This is a genomic window from Chitinophaga filiformis (assembly GCF_021646545.1).
Lineage (GTDB): Bacteria > Bacteroidota > Bacteroidia > Chitinophagales > Chitinophagaceae > Chitinophaga > Chitinophaga filiformis_A.
Genome location: NZ_JAKIRP010000002.1, coordinates 283,674 through 308,706, shown reverse-complemented (window position 1 = coordinate 308,706; position 25,033 = coordinate 283,674). Strand labels below are relative to the sequence as shown.

21 protein-coding genes are annotated in these 25,033 nt (G+C 46.5%); 9 read left to right on the top strand and 12 right to left on the bottom strand.

Going from position 1 to position 25,033, the window contains the following annotated elements:
• Positions 1 to 79 precede the first annotated feature (79 nt).
• Positions 80 to 2,926: a TonB-dependent receptor domain-containing protein gene (locus L3C95_RS07585; RefSeq protein WP_236386334.1), complete on the bottom strand. Its 2,847-nt coding sequence runs from the start codon at positions 2,924 to 2,926 to the stop codon at positions 80 to 82.
• A 512-nt stretch (positions 2,927 to 3,438) separates the two neighbouring features.
• On the opposite strand from L3C95_RS07585, the gene L3C95_RS07580 reads away from it, so the two are divergent.
• The 4 genes from L3C95_RS07580 (at position 3,439) to L3C95_RS07565 (ending at position 7,484) form a co-directional block, all read left to right on the top strand.
• On the top strand, positions 3,439 to 4,443 hold the full coding sequence (locus tag L3C95_RS07580) for a helix-turn-helix transcriptional regulator (protein ID WP_236386332.1): 1,005 nt from the start codon (positions 3,439 to 3,441) through the stop codon (positions 4,441 to 4,443).
• Positions 4,444 to 4,545: 102 nt separating this feature from the next.
• Positions 4,546 to 5,904: an NAD-dependent succinate-semialdehyde dehydrogenase gene (locus L3C95_RS07575; protein ID WP_236386330.1), complete on the top strand. Its 1,359-nt coding sequence runs from the start codon at positions 4,546 to 4,548 to the stop codon at positions 5,902 to 5,904.
• A 48-nt stretch (positions 5,905 to 5,952) separates the two neighbouring features.
• The gene (coaA, locus tag L3C95_RS07570; RefSeq protein WP_236386328.1) at positions 5,953 to 6,894 is read left to right on the top strand and encodes a type I pantothenate kinase; all 942 of its coding nucleotides are present in this window, start codon (positions 5,953 to 5,955) and stop codon (positions 6,892 to 6,894) included.
• 17 nt (positions 6,895 to 6,911) lie between these two features.
• Positions 6,912 to 7,484: a Crp/Fnr family transcriptional regulator gene (locus L3C95_RS07565; protein ID WP_236386326.1), complete on the top strand. Its 573-nt coding sequence runs from the start codon at positions 6,912 to 6,914 to the stop codon at positions 7,482 to 7,484.
• Here the strand turns inward: L3C95_RS07565 and L3C95_RS07560 are convergent.
• Positions 7,481 to 7,927 carry a DoxX family protein gene (locus tag L3C95_RS07560; protein WP_236386324.1) on the bottom strand — a complete coding sequence of 149 codons (447 nt, stop codon included), beginning with the start codon at positions 7,925 to 7,927 and terminating at the stop codon, positions 7,481 to 7,483. The genes L3C95_RS07565 and L3C95_RS07560 overlap by 4 nt on opposite strands.
• A gap of 174 nt (positions 7,928 to 8,101) precedes the next feature.
• On the opposite strand from L3C95_RS07560, the gene L3C95_RS07555 reads away from it, so the two are divergent.
• The gene (locus L3C95_RS07555; protein ID WP_236386322.1) at positions 8,102 to 8,635 is read left to right on the top strand and encodes a YceI family protein; all 534 of its coding nucleotides are present in this window, start codon (positions 8,102 to 8,104) and stop codon (positions 8,633 to 8,635) included.
• An 8-nt stretch (positions 8,636 to 8,643) separates the two neighbouring features.
• On the top strand, positions 8,644 to 9,039 hold the full coding sequence (locus L3C95_RS07550) for a hypothetical protein (protein WP_236386320.1): 396 nt from the start codon (positions 8,644 to 8,646) through the stop codon (positions 9,037 to 9,039).
• Between the two features lie 1,371 nt (positions 9,040 to 10,410).
• On the opposite strand, the gene tssD is transcribed toward L3C95_RS07550, so the two are convergent.
• The 5 genes from tssD to L3C95_RS07525 all read right to left on the bottom strand — a co-directional run bounded on the left by tssD (position 10,411) and on the right by L3C95_RS07525 (position 14,614).
• Positions 10,411 to 10,797 carry a type VI secretion system tube protein TssD gene (tssD, locus tag L3C95_RS07545; protein ID WP_089832892.1) on the bottom strand — a complete coding sequence of 129 codons (387 nt, stop codon included), beginning with the start codon at positions 10,795 to 10,797 and terminating at the stop codon, positions 10,411 to 10,413.
• A 115-nt stretch (positions 10,798 to 10,912) separates the two neighbouring features.
• A complete protein-coding gene (gene tssO / locus L3C95_RS07540) occupies positions 10,913 to 11,425 on the bottom strand; it encodes a type VI secretion system TssO (protein ID WP_236386318.1) in 513 nt (170 codons plus the stop codon).
• 21 nt (positions 11,426 to 11,446) lie between these two features.
• Positions 11,447 to 12,622, bottom strand: a complete 1,176-nt coding sequence (locus tag L3C95_RS07535; RefSeq protein ID WP_236386316.1) for a hypothetical protein — start codon at positions 12,620 to 12,622, stop codon at positions 11,447 to 11,449.
• 103 nt (positions 12,623 to 12,725) lie between these two features.
• Complete coding sequence (locus L3C95_RS07530) at positions 12,726 to 13,586, bottom strand: TssN family type VI secretion system protein (RefSeq protein WP_236386314.1); 861 nt, start codon at positions 13,584 to 13,586, stop codon at positions 12,726 to 12,728.
• Positions 13,587 to 13,660: 74 nt separating this feature from the next.
• A complete protein-coding gene (locus L3C95_RS07525; protein ID WP_236386312.1) occupies positions 13,661 to 14,614 on the bottom strand; it encodes a type VI secretion system baseplate subunit TssG in 954 nt (317 codons plus the stop codon).
• Between the two features lie 149 nt (positions 14,615 to 14,763).
• Between L3C95_RS07525 and L3C95_RS07520 the strand changes: the two genes are divergently transcribed.
• From L3C95_RS07520 to L3C95_RS07510, 3 genes are read left to right on the top strand one after another with little or no spacing between them, the layout of a single operon-like run.
• The gene (locus L3C95_RS07520; protein WP_236386310.1) at positions 14,764 to 15,834 is read left to right on the top strand and encodes a PKD domain-containing protein; all 1,071 of its coding nucleotides are present in this window, start codon (positions 14,764 to 14,766) and stop codon (positions 15,832 to 15,834) included.
• A gap of 17 nt (positions 15,835 to 15,851) precedes the next feature.
• Positions 15,852 to 16,283 carry a GPW/gp25 family protein gene (locus tag L3C95_RS07515; protein ID WP_236386309.1) on the top strand — a complete coding sequence of 144 codons (432 nt, stop codon included), beginning with the start codon at positions 15,852 to 15,854 and terminating at the stop codon, positions 16,281 to 16,283.
• 9 nt (positions 16,284 to 16,292) lie between these two features.
• Complete coding sequence (locus L3C95_RS07510) at positions 16,293 to 18,122, top strand: hypothetical protein (protein ID WP_236386307.1); 1,830 nt, start codon at positions 16,293 to 16,295, stop codon at positions 18,120 to 18,122.
• Positions 18,123 to 18,315: 193 nt separating this feature from the next.
• Here the strand turns inward: L3C95_RS07510 and L3C95_RS07505 are convergent, their stop codons facing one another.
• The 5 genes from L3C95_RS07505 to L3C95_RS07485 form a co-directional block, all read right to left on the bottom strand.
• Positions 18,316 to 19,365 (bottom strand): transglycosylase SLT domain-containing protein, encoded by a 1,050-nt coding sequence (locus L3C95_RS07505; RefSeq protein ID WP_236386305.1) that lies wholly within the window; start codon positions 19,363 to 19,365, stop codon positions 18,316 to 18,318.
• Positions 19,366 to 19,377: 12 nt separating this feature from the next.
• Positions 19,378 to 20,250 carry a hypothetical protein gene (locus L3C95_RS07500; RefSeq protein ID WP_236386303.1) on the bottom strand — a complete coding sequence of 291 codons (873 nt, stop codon included), beginning with the start codon at positions 20,248 to 20,250 and terminating at the stop codon, positions 19,378 to 19,380.
• A gap of 90 nt (positions 20,251 to 20,340) precedes the next feature.
• A complete protein-coding gene (locus L3C95_RS07495) occupies positions 20,341 to 21,717 on the bottom strand; it encodes a DUF5458 family protein (protein WP_236386302.1) in 1,377 nt (458 codons plus the stop codon).
• 23 nt (positions 21,718 to 21,740) lie between these two features.
• Complete coding sequence (locus tag L3C95_RS07490) at positions 21,741 to 22,187, bottom strand: hypothetical protein (protein WP_236386300.1); 447 nt, start codon at positions 22,185 to 22,187, stop codon at positions 21,741 to 21,743.
• Positions 22,188 to 22,240: 53 nt separating this feature from the next.
• Positions 22,241 to 24,694 carry an AAA family ATPase gene (locus L3C95_RS07485; protein ID WP_236386298.1) on the bottom strand — a complete coding sequence of 818 codons (2,454 nt, stop codon included), beginning with the start codon at positions 24,692 to 24,694 and terminating at the stop codon, positions 22,241 to 22,243.
• Positions 24,695 to 25,033 lie beyond the last annotated feature (339 nt).

The following is a 25,033-nucleotide window of genomic DNA, read 5'->3' as shown; positions in this document are numbered from 1 at the left end:
ATGAACGGAACAACATTATAGTATAAATAAAAAGGTCTCGTTTAATACGAGACCTTTTTATTTATACTTACATCATCCATTATAGTGTCAGCACAAAACGTGTAAAGAGACGGATACCATTAAAGCCCATCTGCACAGCATCCCATGCGCCACCACTCTCACTGTCGTAAGCCGATAACCTTGCTCCATCCGCAACTCCCAGTGAAGGGTGTACATTGAAGATGTTATCAGCACCGATAAACCAGTTCAGCTGTTTGGTGAATTTATAATTTACAGCCAGGTCTGTTACAGCCTTGCCTTTATATTTAAATAGCTCAGGCACCAGTTTGTTAGGATCGTTATCCAGGCCTACTACCGGATTAATACCTGTACCGGCCAGGTCTCCGCTCCAGCCATAACCATACAGTTCCACTTTACCGAAATAGGTGACGTGCGCACTTACGCCAAATTTATTGATACCATAGTCCAGGTTCAGGCCAATCTTCATCGGAGGTGCAGAAGCCAATACAAAGCGCTCCTCACGGTCGCTGAAGAAAGATTTTCTATGCAGATAGCTGTCGTTAAGTCTTTCCGGTACATTGATCTTGTCGATCTCCATGTGCTGGAAGTTAGCTGCCAGCAATGCCCTGAAGCGCTGGTTCGCCCAACGTTTGTTATAGTCGATCACCACATCGATACCAGTGTTGGTGGTATTTACCGCATTGGCGAAGAACTGCGCATTGTCTATATGCAGTTCGTTCAAAGTATTGTACAGTTCCTGAGACAGCGTAGTATCGCTGGCGCTGAACTGACCTGATAATACGATCCTGTCTTTTACTTTCACAAGATAACCGTCCACAGTTACCGACAGTGCGCTAACCGGTTTCCAGGTGAAGCCCAGGCTTGCGTTCACTGATTTTTCCTGTTTCAGGTCAGGGATGCCGGCAGCCCTGGTAATACTGTTGGTATTAGGAGCGATCTTCACCTCAGTGATCGTGCCTCCCTGTACGTTAGTATACTGGGAGCTGAAATTGATCTGCTGCAACGAAGGAGCGCGGAAACCAGTGCTCACAGAACCGCGGATGTTAAAGTTGGGCGTTACTTTGTAACGTGTTGCAAACTTATAATTGCTGGTGAACCCAAAATCGCTATAGTTCTCTGCACGTACAGCAGCCCCGATCAACCATTTCTTTGTTACATCCAGCTCTGCATCCACAAAACCGGCAACATTGGAACGGTTGGCATCCACTTCATCGGAAGGACGGTACCCCGGGAAACCTTGTGCACCGGTGGCTTTGAAGAAGGTAGGATCATAGTTTCTGTAAGACGCCTCTTCTCCCGCATAGATCTTGTAGTTCTCATACCTGTATTCCGCACCGAACGCCAGGTGCAGGCCTGCGGCTACGTTAGGCAGGTCCTTACCCAGGGTCAGATTGGCTGTATTCTGCAGGAAGGAGAATCCTCCATCGTCAAAATGGGTAGGCGTGTTAGCGCCCATAGAGGCGTTGAAGGTTTTATCGCCATAGAAATGAAAATCGTTACGCCCCAGCACATTGCTCAGGTCCCAGGTCCAGCCATTACCGAATTCGCCTTTGATACCGGCTGCCGCAGACCAGTCGTTGATCTTGTTCTGAATGTGTGGATCAAATACGGTATCGTTAGGTAAACCTCCGGGAGATGTAACCGGATACATGATATCCGGATAGAAGATCAGATTTCCGTTCGCATCTGTAGGGAAACGATCGGAATGCGCACTGGAATTAGGGTTATTCCCGTTAAAATGCCTGGTATAGGCATATGTGTCGGAAAATTTATGGTTATATCCGCCGAAGGCATAAAAAGTAGTACGTCCGTCAGCGAAAGGCAGCTCGAGGTTCAGCATACCGCCACCTGTAGTTTTGGAGGCATCCCCGTAAGACCTTCTTACTACGTTGATAGGCAAAGCATCTTCGTGGGCCAGATTGGTATCCAGCACCTGGCGGAAGGTCTTGCCCTGTTTCAGGAAATTGCCTGAGAAGTTCAGGAAGCCGCCGTTCTTGCCCAAAGGCACGCCATAGCTTAATCCCACGGAAACTGCATTACCATCAATTGCTCCGTTATTTTTGTATTGATTTAATTCCTTACCGAAATAGGTGTTGTATTTATGGTCATAGTAACCGGCATAACCGGCATTTACATAGAGGTGATTCACCTCTTTCTTAAGAATGATATTGATCACACCAGCGATAGCATCTGAACCATACTGGGCGGAAGCACCGTCACGAAGTATCTCCACCCGGTCGATCGCCGCTTCCGGAATGGCGTTCAGGTCTGTACCGGAATTACCACGGCCACGGGTACCGTATACGGCAACGAAAGCTGTCTGGTGACGGCGTTTGCCATTCACAAGTACGAGGGTCTGATCTGGTCCCAGGCCACGGAGGGTGGCGAGGTCTACCTGGTCAGCACCATCACTGCCGCTTTGCTTGTTGTAGTTAAAGGAAGGTGCAGACACGTTGAGCAGGGCTGTCAGGTCCATCTTGGCAGTAGGATAAGCCGCCTGGCTCAGGGAAATGACATCAACCGGAACGGGTGTTTCGATCTTTGCCCGTCCGCCTGACCGGGTACCCACCAACACCACCTGACTAAGTTCCGACACCGTGGAAACCAGCTGGATATCCACCGTTGTACGGCCGTTTATAGGCACAGATAAGGGTCTGAAACCAATCGCACTGAGCTCCAGCACGTCATCTGACTTTGCTTCAATAGAAAAGGTACCATCCTTCGCGGTCAGCGTACCAGAACTGGCTTCTTTCACCCTCACAGTGATTCCTTCGAGCGGCACTCCTGTGGTGGCATCTGTGACTTTACCGGTTATTCTTTGTTTCTGAGCATATGCGGCTGCTACTGATACATAGAGGCATAGTAATAACACTACGATACGAATTAGACTCCTGGTTGACATCATTATTTGTTTGGTTTGGGTTATTGTTAAATATAACCTATTTCAGGCATATAGATAAAATCACCTTGTTATACTCAAGTATTCATTACTGAGAGTTATAACATTTATATCTCATCTATTAACATATTGCCTATGAGTATTAACGCTTATCTCCCGAAACTTGTTTAACACAAACCCCGGGTACGATGATCGTTTTGAAACAAAATAACTGGTAAATGGATCAGCTATCATTAACGAGCTATTAACTTTTAACAATAAACAAAAGAATAATTTTATGATCAGATAGCCATTAGAACTATCATGTGAATGCTAGTTTTTGTCACTGTGAAAATTACTAAACCTAAATAACGATATCCCTGTCTTGTTATCCTAAGGTTACCGCCGCCTTTTCATCGCAAGATGGTTGTTAGCACTACAACTGATACCACGTTGTGCAGATCCCGACGACGTTCATACCTGTGTCATGCGGGATGAATGCCTCTATATTATTTTATCATCCAAAAACCAATCTTGACATGTTTCTGCTTTCGGCGTCTTTTGAATTTTTTAAAGGTATATTCTCTGTTACAGATGTTCCCCGGAGATTTTCCGGCGCTGTTATCGAACACTCGACCATGGTCCTTCATGGCTTTGCTCAGAAAACTGTTTTCCAGCAGAAAATGGAGGCGGGCTTGTTTGAAGTATTCGAACACCAGGTAATATGTAAAGCGCGCGAATTAGATGTATTACCTACCCCGTCGAAACCCTCGTTTCATCTGCACATTTCCCTTGACAAAACCAATGTGGATGCATTTGTGAACGGTACAGACAACGTGGAGCTGAAAAAGGAGGAACTGAACCTCTTTTACCTGGAAGCGGTTAATGTTGCCATTATTCCGAAAGGCAAGCATTGCTTTTTCCACATTAGCTTCAACAATGACACATTGTTCTATGTGTTAAAACAATCGCGATTCAGGAAGCTGCATGCCGATATCAGGCAGAAGGTAGAGGAGGCACAGAAGAACAAAGGCGGCATGATCAACGCTCCCCGCCAGGTAGTGCTGGACGCATATTTCATGATGCTCATACAGGACATCCGGAGTTGCTGTTTTAACGAGCTGGCTACTATCTTTTACCGCGAGAAAAAGTCGATGCTGATGCTCGAACATTTTATGCGGCAGCTGCTGCCTCAAAAGAAGAACAGGATTGAAGTGACGGCTGATGATGTTATTTTGCTGGACAGTGTAAAAAAATATATCAAACTATATGTAGACAGACCGCTTACTTTGCAATTCCTTGCTCAGCGATTTAACATCAGCGCTGACCTTCTTGCGAAAAGCTTCCTCCAGCTGAATGGTATTTCCGTCAATCATTTCATACATCTTTACCGTATGGAAAGCGCAGCCGGCTTTCTGGCCATTCAGGACATACCGCTGAACGATATTCCGCCGCTGGTCGGTTACAAAAGCTTTAAATCCTTTGCTGCCGCTTTCACAAAGTACTTCAATTGCAGTCCCTTTCTGTTCCGTTATCCATTATAATTTCCACACATCATCCATTCGGCCGGAGATACTTTATAAACGTTACATTTACACTGTTGCAGACGGCATGTATGTTGTCTGCAATAGTGTAAATTGTTTTATATGAGCACCTTCAGAAGTATCAATCCATATAATCAGGAAACAATAGCTGAATATGCCTCTCATACGGAGGCTGACGTTGAACAGCGGCTCGCATGGGGGCACCAGGCTTACCGTCATTTATCGCATACCAGCCTGCAGGAGCGTTGCGACTGGATGCTGGCGCTGACAGGTTTGCTGAAGGCGAATGCAGATAAGCACGCAGCCATCATTACCCGTGAAATGGGGAAAACGCTCAGGGAAGCAAAAGCAGAAGTATTGAAGTGCGCTACATCCGCTGAATATTACGTTGAACATATCGCTGAAATACTGCAACCCAAACTCATCACCTCGGATGCACAGCAAAGTTATATATCGTATGAGCCGAAAGGTATTATTCTGGCTATCATGCCCTGGAATTTTCCTTACTGGCAGGTGTTCCGTTTCGCTATTCCGAACCTGCTGGCCGGCAATACCGCCCTGCTGAAACATGCCAGTAATGTAAGCGGCTGTGCGCTGGCCATGGAAGACCTGTTTCTGCAGGCAGGATTCCCGGAAGGAGCTTTTCAGGCATTACTGATCAATTCAAAGAATATTGAACCTGTAATAGCAGATCCCAGGGTGCAGGGAGTAACCCTCACAGGCAGCACAGGCGCGGGTATGAGTGTCGGCGCACTGGCGGGAAAATACATTAAGAAATCCGTCCTGGAACTGGGCGGAAGCGACCCATTCATTGTACTGAAGGATGCCAATCTGGACGAAGCCGCTAAGATTGCAGTGAAGGCCCGCATGCAGAACGCAGGACAGTCCTGCATTGCGGCTAAACGCTGGATCGTGGAGGAAGCCGTATTAGGCGACTTCACCGACAAGGTGAGCGGTATCCTGGGGCATATGCGTCAGGGTGATCCTTTCGATCAGGAGACAGATATGGGACCTATGGCGCGCCCTGACCTGGCAGCCGAGCTGGCACAGCAACTGAAAAAAACCGTTTCCCAGGGCGCCAGCCTGGCATTGGGTGGGCAGCACCAGGAGGCTAACTTCGTCCCTACCCTGCTCACCGGCGTACAACCGGGCATGACAGCCTTTGAAGAAGAGACCTTCGGTCCACTGGCGGTGATCATCAAAGCGGCCAATGAAGACCATGCCATTCAACTGGCCAACCAGACACCGTTTGGATTAGGCTCCTCCCTCTGGACCACCGATCTAGATAAAGCCCGGCGACTGGCCCGCCAGATAGAGAGCGGAAACGTGTTCATCAATGCCATGGTGCGCTCAGACGCGCGTCTGCCCTTTGGAGGAGTGAAACAGTCCGGCTACGGCAGGGAACTGGCCCTTGAAGGCGCACATGAATTTTTGAATGTTAAAACGGTTTATATAGCTTAGCAGCCTGAAAAGACAGGTACCAACACGTAAACTGGCAACAAAATCTTCATGACGAGGAATAATTATGCTCCCTATATTACAATCAGCAGGGAAGAATGGGCGAAAAGGAGTGACGATCCTATGTTACACCTACTGAATGACATCGACACGCTGCAGGGGCTGAACGAGCCACTGACGATGGACGAGATCACCCAGATATATGTACCGCTTTCCCGCCTGCTGAATTTGTATGTGAGCAGTGCACAGCGGCTTCATGCTGCCACCAACAGCTTTCTTGGCAGTCAGTTCCTGAAAGTGCCTTTCATCATCGGCATTGCCGGTAGTGTGGCTGTAGGTAAAAGCACAACAGCCCGCGTGCTGCAACGTTTGTTGTCGGCCTGGCCTAACCACCCGAAAGTGGACCTGGTCACCACGGATGGGTTCCTTTATCCCAACCGGGTACTGGAACAACGGGGCATTATGAACCGTAAGGGTTTCCCCGAGAGCTACGATATCCGCCGGCTGATACAGTTCCTCGCCAATGTTAAATCTGCCAGGGAGAGGGTTTCTGCCCCGGTGTACAGTCACCTGGAATATGATATCCTTCCGAATCAGTTACAATGGATAGAATCTCCTGATATTGTGATCGTTGAAGGTGTGAATGTATTGCAGGTAAGACCAAGACAGCAGCAGCGCGAGCCTACTATCTTCGTTTCTGACTTCTTCGATTTCTCCATCTATGTGGATGCGGAGCTGGAAGACCTTCAGCAATGGTACATCGCCAGGTTCAAGTCCCTGCGACAGACAGCCTTCCAGAATCCCGACTCCTACTTCCACCGGTATGCACATTTATCGGATGACGAGTCAGTAGAATTTGCTACCAACATCTGGAATGAGATCAACAAGCCCAACCTGGAACTGAACATTATGCCCACCCGTTTCAGGGCCAGCCTGATACTGGAAAAGGGCAGCCATCACTTTGTACAGTCGCTGAAACTAAGAAGGATCTGATCTAAAAATACCGAACGATGCCAGATGTCAACCAGGTAAAACAGGCACTATTACAGCTTGACAAACATTCGGGGGATAACTGGCATTTATTTGAGCCGTTACTGCAGCCAGTGGAGTTCAGTAGCGGCTCTTTTCTTGCACATGCGGGCAGGGTATCTTCCGCCATCTATTTTATCTTGTCGGGCATTGTACGGGTATTCACGGTACACCAGGACAAGGAAGTATCGCTCGATTTCGCATTTCCCGGGCAGTTTTCGACCGCCTACGCCTCTTTTATTACACAACAGCCATCCATCGTCTCTTTGCAGGCTATAACGCCTGTAAATGGCTTTGCTTTCTATTATGCCGATCTGCAGGAACTGTACAAGAGAAGTCATGCAGCAGAACATACCGGCCGCCTGCTGGCAGAATATCAGTATGTCCGCAAATACCACCGTGAACTGGCCTTTTTACAATACAGCGCCAAAGAGCGATATCTCCAGCTGCTGGCCGAACATCCACAGGTAGTGCAGCAGATACCCGTAAAATACATTGCCTCATACCTGGGCATAGAACCTGAGAGCCTAAGCCGTATCAGACGGGGACTTTAACGCACACACCACCACACCCACGCAATATAAACAGGTTGAAAGGCCAGTCTGCTCCACGTATACCAGGCTTTTGCCGGTAGTCCGCCGGGGGCTGGTAATTGTTTTACTGCCACATAGATATTCGCCGGGAACATGAGCACCAGCAGTACGATCAATCCCCATGCAGCATAGATCCTCAGGCCCGGTATCAGCAATCCGATTCCCAATATTATTTCGAGTAGACCGCTGATCAATACCAGCTCCAGTGCATATGGCAGCCAGCCTTCGATCATGTACGTCAGTTTCCGCGGAGTGGCAAGGTGCATAAAACCTATCAGTATAAACATCACCGCGGCTGCCACCCGGGCATCATGTTGCCATTGCCGGAGCAAGGGAATGTTGAATAAATGACCTGCCAGTAGTAATAATAAGCCTATTGATAAAAGACCGGAAAGGAATGCCATAACCTTGAATTTGACACAAAGTTCCGGTAAAACTCCTCCCGCCGGACTAACATTTGTTAGCTTTTACCGCTTGCCAGGCAGTACTTATTAACATTTATTTATAGGTATCCTTTTTGCAGTAGAGTAATTATCCGATTACTTTTGAACCACACAATCACACTAATGAACACTACAATGAAAAAAGTATTTTATCCGTTTGCAGCTGCCATCATTCTGCTGGCTTCGGCGTTCACCTTTGTATCTTCCCAGAACTGGAAGATCGCCGAGGGACATTCCATTAAGTTTTCCGGCTCCGGCGCCAACGGTATCTTCAGAGATCTGAAGGGACAGGTGCTATTCGACGAAAAGAACCTGGCCGCTTCCAAATTTGACGTGACTATCGACGTAACTTCCATCAATACCGGCAATGGCTTAAAGAATACACATGCTAAAGGCAGTAAATGGTTTGATGCTTCGAAATATCCTACCATTCATTTCATCGCATCAAAAGTGAATAAAACTGCATCTGGTTATGAGGCGCAGGGTGAGCTGGAAATGCATGGTGTGAAGAAACCGTTCACTGTTCCTTTCACTTTCACGAGAAATGGTAATGGTGGTACTTTCAACGGTAACTTTGATGTAAACCGTGTTGACTTTGGTATTGGCGAAGCTGGAGGCAGGGTTGACGACGTATTCAAATTGAATGTAACCGTTCCCGTTACTCAATAAGCAATTACATGTTTAAAAAATATTTCTTCACCGGATTGGCAGCAGGCATACTTTCAGGGCTTGCTGCCTTTTTTTATTACCGCATCTACGTTACTGCGCTGGAGGTTTCTTACGATAGCATCGTATCGTCAGCAGCTATCTTCAGTGCGTCACTGTTTGCGGGAATGTTGATTGCGTTGTTCGCTTTTGGCATGGATAAACTATTCAAAAAGGAAATGGAAACCTTAACGGGTATTTTACTTGCTGGTGGTACGCTTGTGAGCCTCATCATTCCTTTTATGATCAGTCTTCCGTTAGATGTGGATCGGCCTGAATTATTTCCGGGGCTGGTTGTACCGATGCAGTTATTTCCTGTACTGGGCTGGTTTGCGTTCAAGCCTTTCTTTGGCAACTTGCGCTCCTGAGATACTCTTCCCGCATTGTTTTGTTATCGCATGATGATAATTGGCTCCCCTAATCGGCAACCATTCTGGTTTCGTATAGTACCCGGTCATTGCCTGCTTCTGACGCATCATGTGTTAACGCAATAATTGGCTTAGTTGTCCGGCAACCATTCTGGTTTCGTATAGTACCCGGTCATTGCCTGCTTCTGACGCATCATGTGTTAACGCAATAATTGGCTTAGTTGTCCGGCATCCATTCCGGTTTCATATAGTACCCGGTCGGTGCCCGCTTCTGACGCATCATGTGTTAATGCGATAATTGACTTACTTGTCCGGCATCCATTCCGGTTTCATATAGTATCCGGTCGGTGCCCGCTTGTAACGCTGTTAGAGATTTGTGAAAAAGATGAACATTGGTGCATTTATCAGCGGCACCGCTATGCAGGGAACCGGGCAAAGGCCCGGATACTATATGAAACCTCCACTACTTCCTGGCCCCTTCATATACTTAAAGTTGCTGTTCTTTATGGTACTGTTCTATACATGACTCCCTTCTACATATCCAGCCTAAAAGAGCTTTATAATCGCATTATTGTGTTAATGCAATACAATTAACTTACTTCCCGGCATCCTTCTATATTTAAACCTTTTGTGCCCGTTGATACCATTCCTCACATAACACCCTCTTCCTCCTACACACTCAGCTTAAAAGAAATTATCAACATCGACTGACAAAAAGTAAGCGGATAAACGAACAGTAAACGAGGAGCATATGGAGATAGTGTCCTCTAATTGAACTGTAATTGAACCGTAATCGATTTGTAGTTGAACTGTAATCGAACTCCAATTGAACACATGAACTGCAGGTCGTTTTCAGAAAAGACAGCTGCCTTTATTTAAGTCGAAATCTCAAAAGCAGACAAAAGTTTTTGACAGAGATAGCTCACTTTAGACAGATACAGTTTGCTTAATGGGAGACAAAAAGAAAGGCATGTTCAGATAGCGTCATTGCCATTAGTGGAGCCCTCAAAGTAGCGGAGGGTTTCAGGTGGAGATCACGGCCTCAGTTGTTTGAAGCCAGTAGACACGATTGATAGGGGTTAAATAGACAAACCAACGCCCACACGATTTCCAATGCTCAATAGCACGCAGCTTCAAAGAACTCAGCCGTGATCCCACCTGAAACCGCAGCGTATCTCAACAGAACAACAATCACCGGCAACTCTGAAACCGCAGCGTAACCCAAACGACAAATCACCAACAGCCAACGCAACCAAACAGCATTGCATTCTCTGAAACACGCAGCAATAAGAAAGGAACTAACACCAAAAAGCCCCCGCGTTATCCGCGAGGGCCCTGGCATAATTTCGTTAAGCTAACAAATCATACCACTCATACCCATTCGTTGATATGGGTGCCACTGCCCATGCTCAATTCCCGGGCAGAAATGGTGAATGCAACGGTCATCGGGCTCTTGTCATCAGAATCAAAAGACTCTTCAAACTTTACCAGATAGCCTTCTTTAAAATTGAGCTTTTTCAACTCGGCATCAGAATCTCTCTTGAAGAATGTAACGGTGCCATCTTTTCTTTCAAAGTTGTTCACCATCCATTCAAAGAGGTCTGTTTCACCAGTTGATTCAACAACGAGACGGATGCGACCACCACGGGTTATTGATGAGGGGCGGCCGGTAGCGTCTACTTCCTGTGTGAGATCGTAGCTGCAATGTTTTACTACCATTTTTTTGCCAGCTACTTCAAAGACTGATTTGAAGGACATGATGGGTTAAATGTTTAAGGTTTGCAATAAAGAATTAACAAATGAAGCTAACTATTTATGTATTTATCTATGTTCCAAATTTAAATTAATCCTTTAATACAACCAAAAATTTAACTCATCTTGATCTCATAATCTGCCTGTTATAATCAAGTTCATTCCTGGTCGTTTCCAACTCTCTGTTAAGGTCAGCAATCTTCTCTTTCAGTTCTGCAATAGTCTGTTGTGCATTCTGTAAACCTCTCATTTGTTGTTTACTCTGCTGAATGGACAATAAATTCTGAATAATATTATTGTACAGACCGTAGTGCGTTACTGATTCTTTTGGGATGGTATTACGCATATTCACCAGGTCCTGGGCAATGACCTGGTCCATGTAATTGGCATTCTGGTTAGGCAGATTAATAGAATCAAGATTGTTCTTCACCTTCTCCATCCGCTGCAGAAACTCGCCCTGAAACGCCTGTTCCTGGCGGAAAGCGCTCAGTTGCTTACGCAGCGAAGCGTTCTCTCGTGAAGGTACCTGGAAGTTAAAGAATATGGCCAGTACAAAGAGCCCTACGGTAATAACGAAGAAAAGCAGGAACCATAAGAAGGCCGATGTTCTCTCCTGTTTGTTTAGTACACGCATGTATTATATTGTTTGAATAAATTAATCTGTGAAGAACCATCTTTTGGTTTTGTGCTTACGCAGGTATTCTGCATCTTCGGCCGACTCCTCTTTCACAAAAATGCCACTGTCTGTTTTACGTCCGATGTAATCCAGTCTGCTCAGGCTCTCAAACAGCTTGTTGACTGCACGTACAAAGGGGATCATAGGTTGCAGGCATTCCCTGACGTCTATATGTTTATAGCGGATGTTAGCGCAATTTACCATGAGTGCTTCCAGCTCTCCCTGCCGCAGTTCACACCATTCTGAGAAATAGTTCAGCAACTCTTCCTTGCCTGTGCCTGCACGCAGGTCAACTGCATTTTTAATAGTGCGTGCCAGGCCGGCTACCACCTCCAGCATCGCTGCGGGCGACTGATACATACCTAACCAGCGGAACTGCGAAATACGTGTGCCCAGATATTGTACAAGCCTTTCTGTGATATACAGCACCACCTGTGCCAGATCATTGTTCTGATTTCTGCCATAGATTTTCTGCACGATCTGTACACCGTGCAGCTCCAGGTGGCCGAGGAACTGGTCCAGCTCCTGATGCAGGTCTGCCAATGCGGGATGAGCGGCTACAATGCTGGTAGGCGGTATATAATCGTCGTCCAGTTGAGGTCTTCCATCTGTAACGGAGATACGGCCAAGCACCATCTGATAGCTGCCCAGCTGTCCCTGTGGCAACTGCGATACCGGCTGCACGAACAACTGGTATTCCGGTGTTGCATAGGGAAGGCGGGGCGGATCTTCATGCAACAGCGGTTCTCCGCTCGGCTGACGCTCAAAGGGATTCACCTGGATCATGATATAGTAAGCCCCCTCAGTATGTTGCGGGTCCCAGCTGAAAGTTGCTTCCGGGAACGTCGTTGCATATTTCAATGAATGTACCGTATGCTCAGGGATCTCTATACGTGCGCCACCCGGCGTAACGGCACGGCACTCGGTCAGTTTGACACGCCACTGATGCTGATTGTCTGTTACAAACCAGCAACGGAGGGATTCCTTGTTTTCTGCTTTAGCCGGCAGCAGTCCATAGTTCTGCGGATGCAAACCGCTGGAAATAGCATCCCGGATCTGATCAAGCATCGCATTTTCTGTCTCTACGAAATGCTGCTTCTTTATTTTCATTCCATCCACCCAGTTAACGGGAAAATGTTTGAGCGGCTCTGCCATGGGATGATTGTTTACGTAATAAGAAATGATTGTTTACATACATAATATAAGGGATCAATTGTGCAGGTCAACTTCTACTATTGATCATTCTACTATTGACCATTCAATTATTGTTCAACACAACCCTGTTACAAATGATCACACTATTTTCCTGCATGCCATTCATGAACACCGGCTTTTCAGGATCCAGCGTCCGGGCTATTCCCAGCCATCTTGATTTCAGATGGAATACCCATCCATAGGGTTGTCCGTTCTGGTCCATCACATCTATCGGTGTATTCGGATAGCGGTCGTTGTAGTCATTTACGAAATGATAGAACAAGTCACCCAGGTCCATCTTAATAGGCGTACGTGCCCTGAAATAAGTACGGTCATTGTCTTTGCTGTTCTTCTCCAGTTCAAACCCGATTACGATGAGGTCTCTCATATCGTCTTCATTCACTTCCGGCTGCTCATGATAAGCTGGGTACTGCCACCACTTATGTACTTTGGCTGGTATGGCCATCATCTTTTCAAAGGTCTTGTACACGAACGTTGGTAGCGCGAATGCGAGGAAACAGGTCAGCATCGGATAATACAGGAAATCTCCTTTGGTGAAAAGGAACTGTACCAGCATAAAGCCTACACCGCCAAACAGACAGATGGCCAGGATGAAGGATAGTTCAGAGCCAAGTGTACGCTCATTTGCCCAGAACCGTGTATACATAATATGGCAATGGGCAATGCCAAGACCGAGGAACCATACCTGATAGAAGAGATATTGGCTGACCAGATTCTGATGTGTGAACAGGAACGGAATGGAGCTGATAACTGCAAATACGAGCGTGAGCAAAAACAGATACCACAATGCCTTTTTCTTATATAGGGTAAAGTTTTTAATATAACGGCTCAGCAATCCAACTATCAGAGATCCGATCGCTAGTATCGCGGCTAAAACAAGATAAATTTTCGCTTTAAGTATCATAGTTTTCCAATTGGGAAAAGGGTTAAAACAGTTTACAGAGCCAACATTACATGCAAAAATAGTTCCATTTAAGGCTACAGGAAAAAATTATAGCCCATAATTCCCTCTTTAAATCTGCTATCGGCCACAACTACTTGTTTTTCATCCGGATGGGGTTCCAGTAAGGTTTCCACTTCCACATCTGCAGGCATCAGGAAGCCCAGACAAGTCTCCAGCAATTTACCATAAGGTTGCCAGGAAAGGAAATCGTATACCCGGTGATGTTGCAGGGGACCTACTTTTACAAGTACCCGCGGCATATCGGTGTAAAACAGGTTGCCAGTCATTGTATCTACTCCCAGCCTGCATTCTCCCAGGCCAGTCTGATTGCCGGTGGATACGGCTACGGGTCCATTTTCACGGGAGATCTCCACTGGTTCATCTAATATAGCCTGTAAATATAATTGCACCAAAGGCAGATTACCTGCTATACGATGAATATACGGCAATAACCTGATAAGTTTATTAACCGGTCCTTTGGGAAGTCCCTGCGGAATACCCCAGAAAGACAGGAACAGCGCATCAGCATCTTTCCCGAAAGCATCAAACAACAGGTGTTTTTCCCGCTGTTCAAGAAATACCCGCTGCAGAAAGAACTCATGCTCCAGCGGCCGGAAGAACTTACGGGCTTCCTGTTCCTCCTGCTGATGCTTCTTATAGTTTGCTACCATTTCACTTACCTCCTGTTGTTTCTGTGGCGAGAAGGTATGAAACATTCCCTCAGGTAAGCGGTCGTACAGTCCGTCGCGGGAGAGTGTTAAAGTTATAAATGGATGATACGGTTGTGAGTCATCCAATTGTGCATCTAAAATATCTTTATTAAAAGCTCTTGTAAAAACGTTCTTCATCTGTACCGCCACCTCTGCTTCCTGTACATGATTATCCAGCAGCTCGCCTACCACTACTTCGGCGCGCACGTCATAATGCAGACGGTGGATATGATCGATGACTTCTTCGAGCACTGCGGCTTTTTGGGCATTATTTACCATCAACGGGTTAATTTAGGTTTTTCGATTAATCAGGGTCGTATTTTCAGGCTTTCAACCAACACAACAATTATTAAAATTTCAACTACGAATGTAGGTTGTTTAGTCATTTATCTAAAAAAATATTTAAAATTGCAGAAATTGAAAAACCCATGACCCCGCGCAAGACCCAAAATGAGCGAAAGGTGAATTCGTACAGGCCCTTCAGCAAGATTACAAGCCATATTGACCCGATGGTGTTGTATACATTCCTGTCATTATTGGCTATCAGCATAGTTTTGCTGGCATTCCAGGCGTCTAACCGGGAGACCTGTAGTGAGGCTGCCATTGTATTGGCCAGTCAGCAGCATGCCGGTAAAACCAATTCATTTACAGCCGGTGAGGTGATCACGTTCAGGGCAGACCTGAAAGGCAGCAGCAATGATGGACTGAGCTGGGATTTCGGTGATTCTACCGCTGCTGCACCCGGCTTACAGGTGTATCATGCCTTCAGCAAAGCAGGCAGCTATACAGTTACCTTACGCCGCGGCAAATGTGACTGGCGGCAGGAAGTGATTGTCCTGAATGCCCCACCCGAGAAAGAGCCCGACACCAGAGGTGATATCTACCCTGTCATAGAAGGTCCGGATGAAGTGTTTGTAGGAAGGGCTGTAACCTACTCCAACCATCTGCCTAATGCCACCAGCTGGTCATGGCAGTTGCTACAACCCAACGCTGAAACCCATTCAGGCAATACGGTTAAGTATACCTTTGGCTCTCCGGGAGAACGTATCCTGTCATTGATCGTGAACGGCGACAGCAGTAAAATGGTGACAAAACGTATCACTGTATTCCCTGCTCCTGCCCAACGCCCTTCAAATGACCATTTTGAGCCCATTCCTTTCCCTGAAGAGCCGAAACCTGCCGATCCATCAGCCGGAGCTGCTGCGGTGCCAGAAAAGCCTAAAACACCCGCTATTTCGGATGATGAATTTAAGTTCTTCCTGACACAGGTGGTCGACAAGCAGAAAAATGCCTCCGACTTCTCACAATACCTCTGCGATAATCTCGGGGCACGCGTGTTACTCAATGATAAAGAGACTGATACATTTTCGCATTTCTGCTCCAGGATCCGTGGTAAAAAACGGTTCAAAATAGAACTCGTGAACCTGATCAAAGATCAGAACGGTTGTGTAAAGGAGATCCGTGTGAGATACGACAAAAAATTCCTTGGTATATTCTGATCAGTTACATTATCTGTATGAAAAGTCAGTATTATAAACTGCCACTGGACTTCTCCCGCATCCTGCAAAAGAAGGACCTTCCGGACTGTAGTCTCGAAGACTCAGTGGCCCAGCATATACACCTGCTTATTACTACCGTACTGGGAGAGAATAAAGACGATCCGCAATACGGTTGTAAGTTGTGGGATTCGGATTTTGATATCCGGGCGTCCAACAACGAAGTGAAAGAACAGGTAGAAATGGCGGTAAAAGCCTCCATCTCGCGGTACGAACAACGGCTAACACAGATCAGAGTAATGGCCGTGGTCAGCCAGGAAGAGCTGACCGGCCTCAGTACCCGCAAGGTCAAGAAGAAGATCAAAGTGACGATCACCGGTACACTGTCCCGAAATAAAACACCATTCCACTACAGCAGCTTCTTCTATGTGAGCCCGCTGTCTTACGATTAAAGCCATGTCATGCCCAAAGAACAAAAAGAACGGATAAAAGACCGCATGCTGAAGACAGCCGCCAGGCTTTGGGGCTATCCCGATGCGGAGGTAGAATCTTCTTTCGACCCCATCGTGCAGTTATTACTGGAAGCCTGCGCCAGCGAACTGGAAAAGATCTCGGGCGAGGTAGATGTGTCACATGCCCGCCTGGTGGAAAGACTGGCGCAGATCATGATGCCGGAACCCATTACGAGCAGTCAGCCGGCCCATGGCATATTGCATGCTTCCAGCAGTGAAGCAGCTACCGTTATTACGGCCGAGCATCAACTTTTCTACACTTTGAGGAACGGCTTCAATTCAAAAGATCTCTTCTTTATGCCCCTGACCAGGCACCGCCTGTTCCGCGGACATATCAAATACCTGGCTATCGGCAATAAACTGTATGAGACCCGGGAACACTGGTTCAAAGAACAGGTATTACAGGGCTCCCTGCAGCCCGATACACCTCCCAGTCATTTATGGCTGGGGCTTTCCATGGAAGGCAATCCCTCCCTTGAAGAGCTGTCTTTCTTCTTCGATCTCAGGAATGCCCATCAGCAGGAGATGTTTTACTACTACCTGCCACTTGCCCGTTTCTTCCTCGGTAATACAGAACTCACGGTAAAAAGCGGTTACAGTCACAGCCGTGATGTAGCATCCGAAGAGCTTGACAGTATTATGCAACCGGCATTCGATACGAATACACGATACAGCCAGCAGATACTACAACGTTTCCGGCATCATTTCCTCACCATCAGCAAACCGGCTTCACTTCCCTCCCAGCCTGCCACACCTGCTGCCCTGCAACAGGTATTCGGGCAGGGACTCACGAAGCTGCAACCGGATATTCAGTGGATCAGGGTTGAATTCCCCGAAGCCATCCGGCACACTTTACTGGAAGATCTGTTCTGCAATATCAACTGCTTTCCGGTTGTCAACAAACGCATCAATGAGCAGTCGCAACGCCTGAACCGCTACCTCAATATCATGCCATTGCATACATCAGATATTTACTTCGACATAAAACGGGTGCATGATGTAACAGGTACTGATTACCACGTCCGTAACTTCACCACTACCGGTGAAATGCAGGAAGGTGAGCTGGTGGTGCGTAGCAGTGGTATCGGCAGATTTGACTCCCGTGAGGCAAAAGAGATCATTGCCTACCTCATTGAAGTGATCAGGGATGAAAGCTCTCTCTTCGAAGAAGTACGGAATGACTATGTTGCCAGCCGTATACGTGAACTACATCAGTTGATTGCTTCTCTTGAAGAACAGTTACAACCAGGCATCAACCGCGGCAACATCCCTTATCTGATGATCAAGCCCCGGGAAGATGCGGACTTCCTCTTTATTGAATTTTATACTACCAATGGTAGTATTGCCAACAACATACGTATGGGCACCCGTCTGCAGGAGTACGGTAGCGTACAGTTACAGCCGGGATCCATTACCCTGCTGTCCAACACACAGGGTGGTAAAGACCGTCTGAGTATAGATGAGAAGATCAATCTTTACCGTTATCATCTGCTAAGCCGCAACCGTATTGTTACACCTGAAGATATTAAAGCACTGTGCCGTTATGTGATCGGCAATGAGCTGCGCGAGGTAGCTGTTTCCAAAGGTGTATCGGTACTACCGGGAGCAGCAGAAGGTTACAGCCGTACTTTAGATATCCGGTTAACGCTTTCCAGGCCTGCGAACACTTATGCCGCGGGAAATCTCGTTTATCTGAAAGATGAGTTGCTGTCACAGCTAAAAGAGCATTCGGCTAATAATTATCCTTACAGGATATTTATAAATGAGATGTTGATGTAAGGTAATGTGATGAATACCTTTACCTGATTTTTAATAAGGAAAGAGGTGTGGTTATTTTAAATTTTCAAGTGTTCTCAACCACTGATCAAAATGGCTGCACTCTTTTCTTAGCAACATTTATTCCCCGGCGCAATATTTGGCGCCGCAAACATATAGGGATTCAGCAACAAAAACCAATTATTAAACAAAAGCATCACATCTTCATTAACCGCACATCCTCCCCTGACTTCAACGATCCCGCCGGCACGCCTTTACGCCCGCCTGCATCACACAACGTAATGGTATTTCCAAAACCAAGATCTACATAAACACGATCGCTCACAATCCAGCCCCTCCCCGACAGCTTGGTATTCTTCCTGATATACACACCATTCGCCTGCAGATCATCCAATAAAAGAATACTTACCAGCTGTCCGTCTTCGAAGGTATTATTCTGTTGCAGCCGGGCAGCAAAAACAGCGGCTACCACCGGATTCCTGCCCCTGGATTTGACATCCACAGTTATACGGATCGATTTAAAATCTTTATTCGTTTGTCCCGGCTGTACTATTCCTGATGAGGGTTTGGAAAATACTGAGACATTCGCATTCTCTTTGTTGAACACATTATATCCGAAGCCCGGAATATACAACTCCGGACTTTCGAACAATTGCTTAATAGCAATGATCTTGTAGATGTATTGCGCAGTTTCATTGTTCAGCACCAGCTGATAATAATCACTACTCCCCTGTCTTTTGATATTACGGGATATGTTGCCTGCGCCCGCGTTATAGGCGGCAGCCGCCAGGGTCCAGGAATGCAGCTGACCATAGAGTTGCTGCAGATAACGACAGGCAGCGTGTGTAGATTTTAACAGGTGATTGCGTTCGTCATTGTCATATCGCACCTCCAGTCCCATCGCTGCTGCTGTAGCCGGCATGAATTGCCACACACCCTGTGCCCCCACCGCGGAGGTGGCGTTGGTAAAACCGCTTTCAACGACAGGCAGGTATTTAAAATCTTCAGGTATATTGTACTGATGTAAAATGGGGATAATGACCGGAAAGTAAATATCGGTCTTTGCTTTCAGTACCGGCAAAAAGTTGCGGTACTTCAGATGCCCTTTGATGACATCCATTAGTTTGTAGGAAACAAAGTCGCGTTCCATAGGCACCATCTCCCCGCAGAAAGTTACCTGTGCGGTGCCTGTCAATGCAACCAGGCAAAGACAGCCAACAAACAATATGTGAATAATGGTACGCACGTGAATAGATTACTATTTGCTGATCATATATTTTGGCAGAGCACTCACAGGTGTATACAATACTACCTGGTTTTCACTGGCCTTGTTGTACATTACCAGAATGATCTCATCATCTTTTTTGAAATCGCGTGCAGCCGCGACAAACACTATATTTTCGTCCGCTTTACCGGCAATAGAAGAAGTCCCTTTTCTGTAAAGCACCGGCATGGTGAACAAGCTGGCTGTATCTGCCTTCGTCTTGTGCATCAGCGTTACTTTTCTGATCACATAGGCTTTCCCTGAACGGTTCCTGATATGAAAGCTGTAATATACCAGGTTGTTAAGGCTCATTGCCTGTGAAAAGCTCAATGTGATACCATCTGCGGTCGTCTCATACTGGCGGCCACCCCTTTTTTGTTTACGGAAATCTTCTGCAATATTGCCAACCGTTACTGTATCAATACCTGATGCCGCAATCGCTGCATCTTCATTCTCCGTTGCATTATCTTCATCTTGCGGGGAAGTGGTGTTACTTCCTGCACTGGTATTGCTGCTACCTGCACTGCTTGAACCGCTTGCAGAAAGATTGTATTTCAAACGTGATAATTCTGCTTTATCACGGAATGCCAGTATCAGGTAATGGATATTATTTCCTTCCCTGATCACCAGGTTGGTAGCCCTAGGATTGGCTACTGTTGGCCGTATGAATACTACGTTACCATCTACTATGCGATAATCATAATCTGAATTCTTACCATCTCCTATCTGGAATGTAGTGATTGCTGATCCACAGGTAATAAGGGTGACAGCGCCTTTAGTTGTAATAATGCTATCTGTCTGTGATTGTCCGAGCGCATTGCACCATGACAACAAAAAACAGAAGACGCCTGTTAAGACATACTTCATCTGATATTCTTTTCCTTTCTTTAATTTTCAAAATAATGAGAAACAGTGAAGCTGAAGACCCTATTGCCATTCAGCTTCACTATTTTCATATCAGGATTTATCCTGTTCATATTCAGTGTCCCATTCTGTTGCATCTTCCCCTTTATGACCTTCCATTTTGATCATGAAGTTCTTGGCAGGGAAGTATGGTTTCAGATGTATATTGAGGTGAATACGATCTTTCTGAATAGGGTCCTGCTCAAACTTACGGACGTTAAAGTCTTCGATCAGTTTTTCAGGTCCGGTAATGCTGTCGAGGAAACGAATGATCTGTTTCATCAGGTCTTTACGGGTATTCGCATTGAAGTTCTCGAAAGCCCGGCGGTTCAGGAAGTCCATCAGTACTTTGGTCACATAGTCAAATACACGCACTACTGAGTAGGTCTGCAAACCAATATTGTCACCATTGAACAATGTCTTGGCACTGAAGGCCATTACCTTGCCGTATTCCTTTACCATGGGTATCAGTCCCATTTTTTCCAGGCTGGCTATTTCACTCTTCTTCAGTTCAAACCTTACACCATCCACTTCGTTCATCCCGCCAAATTTCTTACCAGCGGTTACCTGCGACATCAGGGTTCTGTAAACCTTACCAGCCAGTGCGCCGGACGGAGGAACATAGAGGTTATCCTGTTCATTGATCTCATCAAACTTACCACGGCCTACCAGCCAGTTACAGGTCATCATGACGTTCGAGCGATGTATTTCACCACCAGTCAGGTTCGCAATTTCAAACATCTCCATCACATCATCAGGTGCATCAAGATGAGAGAAGTCCGTCACCAGCATCACCTTATTTTCATAAGCGATCTTTGCCCATTTCTCCAGCACCTTATTTGAACCGAGATATCCTGGAATTACCAGCAGGCTGTAGTTATCGCGTAGATCGAGACGATCGTAATTGCTTACCAGTTCCTGGTGAATGGCGTCAATAAAGCGGGTATTGTCCAGGTCTTTTAACTGGTCGAGTTCTACGTTGATGAAGGCAACGTTTTTCACTTTGTCCGATTCCGTATTCTTGAAGAACAAGGCAACGTTGCGGTAAGATTGTTCGAGTTCACGGGTTGCCTCAACCGCTTCAGCCAGGTTGTTGTTCAGTATCCTTTCCGCCTGTTCCGAGTGTTCGGTACAGTAGCTGACCATATCGGGCAGGTCATCTGCTTCGGTCAGTACTTTCTCCCAGAGCTCAAGGGTTTTCTTCAGTTTATCTCTTTCTCCTTTTTTGGAGCTTTCTGTTAAGAAGATATTACGGCGTGCCTTACGCTCGGGGCTGAGGTTCTGCACACCTTCAATGGTGCCTTCCAGCAGGTCAAAGCCACCGTATTTGGTGAGTATATCTAAATTTTCCTGCAGGGATGCGGGTTGCTGCCTGGCCGCTGCTGTTTGTGGCACTTCCTGCTGCTCCTGCTGTTTTTCTAATTCTGCCATAAGAACAAGTTGTCAGTTGTCAATTATTTTGTTTTCAAGTCTGCTACCAGAGCCCGGATAGTTTCCAGTAATGCCTGTCTCGCAGCCGGATCAGCCAAAGCTGCCTTCAACACTTTGTTTGTCTTCAGATGTTTCATGATTTTGAGGTACTGTTCCTTTTCAGTAGCGAGATTATCCAGGAAATCACTCTGGGCAGTAATACCCTTCACACCGAAGTCGCCCAGGTTGTGGAACTCCAGATTTTCAGGGATCGTACGGCCTTCCGCGTCATGGAACAGCATATTCACAGCAGGCTTGTAATGCTCGAATACCGCTTCTACATTAGTTAATCCCTGCACGATTTCCGGTTTAACAGGTGTTTGCTGGGTTAACTTTTCAGCAAACAGGGTCCGGTTATGAGAGATCTCAACAATGGCCTCATTGGCGTCGAGTTTCACCTCGTTACCGCCAATACCGTAATTGTCATTCATATCAATTGGTTTTTACAACAATAAATGTTCTATGGTCCTTCTTCTGATCCTGTCTAAACTTCCTGAGCGCTGGTATGCCATTGCAGCGTACCCTGAGCGTCTATATCCAGCTTAACAGTCATGTGGGGTTGCAGGCTACCTTCTATTATCATACGTGACAAGGGCTTGCGTAACCTGCTACGGATCACTTCTTTTAGTGGACGCGCGCCATACTGTGGCGAATATCCTTCTGCCGCCAGTTGTTCTCTTGCTGCAACAGATACTTCCAGTGTGATCTGTTGCTGCGCGAGTAACTGCAGCAGATGTTTAAGGTGAATATCAAATATTTTTACAACGTTCTCCTGCTGAATCGGGCCGAATGGTACGATCTCTGTCAACCTGCCAAGGAATTCGGGTCTGAAATTCCGTGACATGATCTCCATCAATTGCTGAGAAGCTGGTATTACTCCCTGTCTGAACGACTGGGCGATAACATCGCTTCCGATATTGGAGGTGAACAGGACCAGGGCATTTGAAAAATCGCCGGTCTTACCCAGGCGGTCGTGCAATTTGCCTTCATCCATTATCTGCAGGAAAATATCAAATACTGATGGATGCGCTTTTTCTATTTCATCAAACAGGACTACGGCATAGGGCTGCTGACGGATCTTGTTTACCAGCAATCCCCCCTCTTCATATCCAACATATCCCGGCGGAGCGCCATATAGTAATGCCGCCGAATGTTCTTCTTTAAATTCGGACATGTCAAACCTGATCATGCACCGCTCATCCTGGAACAAGAAGTCTGCCAAAGATTTCGCCAGCTCCGTTTTCCCGGTACCGGTAGGGCCAAGGAAAAAGAAGGACCCTATCGGCTGACCAGGCCTGCTGAGACCGGAGCGCGATTCCAGAATGGCATCTGCCACTGTTTTCAATGCATGGTCCTGCCCTACTACCCGTTTCCGCAGTTCGAGGTCCATATTCACCAGGCGTTCCCGTTCTCCCGACTGGATCTTACCCAGCGGGATACCCGTGCTTTCAGCGATCATAGTCGCCAGGTCGGTAGCGGTAACCGCTGTATGTTCCTTCTGCACCAATGGCTCAAGTTGCGAGACGATATTGTTCAATGTGGCCTTTAATGCAGGTACCTCATCGATCTTATATACATCATGTTCTATCTGTAACCGCGTGGTGAGTAATGCGCTGAAACGTTGCATACATTGCTGATACCACCACAGTAACTCTTCTTTATTATCACCCGCTGCCTCAAGTTTCTCCTTCAGGTCTTCCAGCGTTTGAAGACCGGTATCCTGCGTGGTACGTATGGCGGCCAGCGTACGGTCTAACAGGTTAACAGCACTGTCGGGTAAACTACGTTCCTTGAGATAACGGCGCGACAGTTTAATCGCTTCCGTGATCACATCTGGGGCCACCTTTAATGTATAATAACTTTCATATTCCGGCATGACGGCCTGTATCATACGTGCAGCCGTTGACTCGTCCGGCTCAGATAATTGTATGATCTCAAAGCAGTGGCGCAACAGTCCATCCGGCTCTATCAGCTTACGGTAACCTTCCGGTGTGCTGGTGGCAATAAGTATAATATCGCCTTTGTTCATAGCAGCCTTCAATACATTACCGATACCGCCGGCGGAACCCGGCTGTTTGTCCAGCAGGGTATGCAGATTATCGATGAATAACACATGCCTTCCGGCACCCTGCAGCTGTGCAATGATCTGTTGCAGGCGATCCTCCAGTTCATTCTTATAGGCTGCCCCTGCTATAAAGGCACCATAATCCAGTGCATAAATATCCGTCTGCTGTAATTGCTGCGGCGCCTGTTTATTGACAATAGCGCGGGCGACTGCATCAGCCAGTGCCGTTTTACCTACCCCTCCTTCACCTGTCACGAGAATGCTGGAACGACCTTTACGGGTCAGTATTTCAAACATGGAGCGCACTTCTGCGTCTCGTCCGGCGAGCGCATGTTTTGCCTGCAAACGCTGCGGATCTGTAAGACGATAGATATATTTATAAGCAGTTGCTTTACCCGTAACAACCGTTGTTTTAGGTGCAGTGCTATTATTATCTTTCTTATTAAAGTGAGTGAGCAGTTGTGCTCTCTGCAACGGGAACGTCTTTAGCTGTTCAAATGAAAACCCTACACCCGGCGTACTAAGCGCTACCAACACGCACCAGGCATCCGCACTATCAAGGTCATATTCAAGCCTTACAGCATCTGCTTCCTGCAACACATTTGCAGCGTAATCATCTGCCTCTGGCTCCTCCGGTGAACGACCTGCTTTGGGTATGCTGTCCAGCCTCACTTCTGCCCATTCCTCGAGATAGTAAGTATCAACGTCCATTGCCTGTAGCTGTGAAACAAGGCCGGTTTCTTTATGCAGACATGCCAGTAGCAGATGAGCGGGCGTATAGTTCACGTGGTGATGTTCTTTTGCCAGCGCCTGTGCAATGCGTATCGCAGCCTGCACCTCCGGAGCATATATGGTATACGTAGTCAGGGTCATTTGGGTCGTCCAAGGTTTTTCAGTTAACTGTTTAAGGGTTACAGAATATTACATAGATCTGTTACTCAAATGTAATATCGGGTTTTTATTAATTGAAGTAAAGATACTGCGAAAATGTATATGAAATATTTATTACGCACAGGAAAGAGGGATTAATATATTATAACATTTGTAAGTATCGTGTATACATTGTTTATACAGCTGTAACAGGGAATAATTATATAGAAAGAAAGGTAAACAGATGATAGAAACCATATATGTGTCAACTTTCTTTTAAAGCGCTCTTACCCTTACTTGAGATATAGTAGAGATTCGGTGATGACTATAGCCTATAGGCAC

What these genes read in the sequence shown, in the direction of transcription:
- L3C95_RS07525 (WP_236386312.1), bottom strand. Translation starts at nt 14,614, where the DNA reads ATGGTAAATAATGCCCAAAAAGCCGCAGTGCTCGAAGAAGTCATCGAT.
- L3C95_RS07530 (WP_236386314.1), bottom strand. Translation starts at nt 13,586, where the DNA reads ATGATACTTAAAGCGAAAATTTATCTTGTTTTAGCCGCGATACTAGCG.
- L3C95_RS07520 (WP_236386310.1), top strand. Translation starts at nt 14,764, where the DNA reads ATGACCCCGCGCAAGACCCAAAATGAGCGAAAGGTGAATTCGTACAGG.
- L3C95_RS07510 (WP_236386307.1), top strand. Translation starts at nt 16,293, where the DNA reads ATGCCCAAAGAACAAAAAGAACGGATAAAAGACCGCATGCTGAAGACA.
- L3C95_RS07560 (WP_236386324.1), bottom strand. Translation starts at nt 7,927, where the DNA reads ATGGCATTCCTTTCCGGTCTTTTATCAATAGGCTTATTATTACTACTG.
- L3C95_RS07515 (WP_236386309.1), top strand. Translation starts at nt 15,852, where the DNA reads ATGAAAAGTCAGTATTATAAACTGCCACTGGACTTCTCCCGCATCCTG.
- L3C95_RS07485 (WP_236386298.1), bottom strand. Translation starts at nt 24,694, where the DNA reads ATGACCCTGACTACGTATACCATATATGCTCCGGAGGTGCAGGCTGCG.
- tssD (WP_089832892.1), bottom strand. Translation starts at nt 10,797, where the DNA reads ATGTCCTTCAAATCAGTCTTTGAAGTAGCTGGCAAAAAAATGGTAGTA.
- L3C95_RS07535 (WP_236386316.1), bottom strand. Translation starts at nt 12,622, where the DNA reads ATGGCAGAGCCGCTCAAACATTTTCCCGTTAACTGGGTGGATGGAATG.
- L3C95_RS07490 (WP_236386300.1), bottom strand. Translation starts at nt 22,187, where the DNA reads ATGAATGACAATTACGGTATTGGCGGTAACGAGGTGAAACTCGACGCC.
- L3C95_RS07495 (WP_236386302.1), bottom strand. Translation starts at nt 21,717, where the DNA reads ATGGCAGAATTAGAAAAACAGCAGGAGCAGCAGGAAGTGCCACAAACA.
- L3C95_RS07575 (WP_236386330.1), top strand. Translation starts at nt 4,546, where the DNA reads ATGAGCACCTTCAGAAGTATCAATCCATATAATCAGGAAACAATAGCT.
- L3C95_RS07555 (WP_236386322.1), top strand. Translation starts at nt 8,102, where the DNA reads ATGAAAAAAGTATTTTATCCGTTTGCAGCTGCCATCATTCTGCTGGCT.
- L3C95_RS07565 (WP_236386326.1), top strand. Translation starts at nt 6,912, where the DNA reads ATGCCAGATGTCAACCAGGTAAAACAGGCACTATTACAGCTTGACAAA.
- L3C95_RS07500 (WP_236386303.1), bottom strand. Translation starts at nt 20,250, where the DNA reads ATGAAGTATGTCTTAACAGGCGTCTTCTGTTTTTTGTTGTCATGGTGC.
- L3C95_RS07585 (WP_236386334.1), bottom strand. Translation starts at nt 2,926, where the DNA reads ATGATGTCAACCAGGAGTCTAATTCGTATCGTAGTGTTATTACTATGC.
- L3C95_RS07580 (WP_236386332.1), top strand. Translation starts at nt 3,439, where the DNA reads ATGTTTCTGCTTTCGGCGTCTTTTGAATTTTTTAAAGGTATATTCTCT.
- L3C95_RS07550 (WP_236386320.1), top strand. Translation starts at nt 8,644, where the DNA reads ATGTTTAAAAAATATTTCTTCACCGGATTGGCAGCAGGCATACTTTCA.
- tssO (WP_236386318.1), bottom strand. Translation starts at nt 11,425, where the DNA reads ATGCGTGTACTAAACAAACAGGAGAGAACATCGGCCTTCTTATGGTTC.
- coaA (WP_236386328.1), top strand. Translation starts at nt 5,953, where the DNA reads ATGACGAGGAATAATTATGCTCCCTATATTACAATCAGCAGGGAAGAA.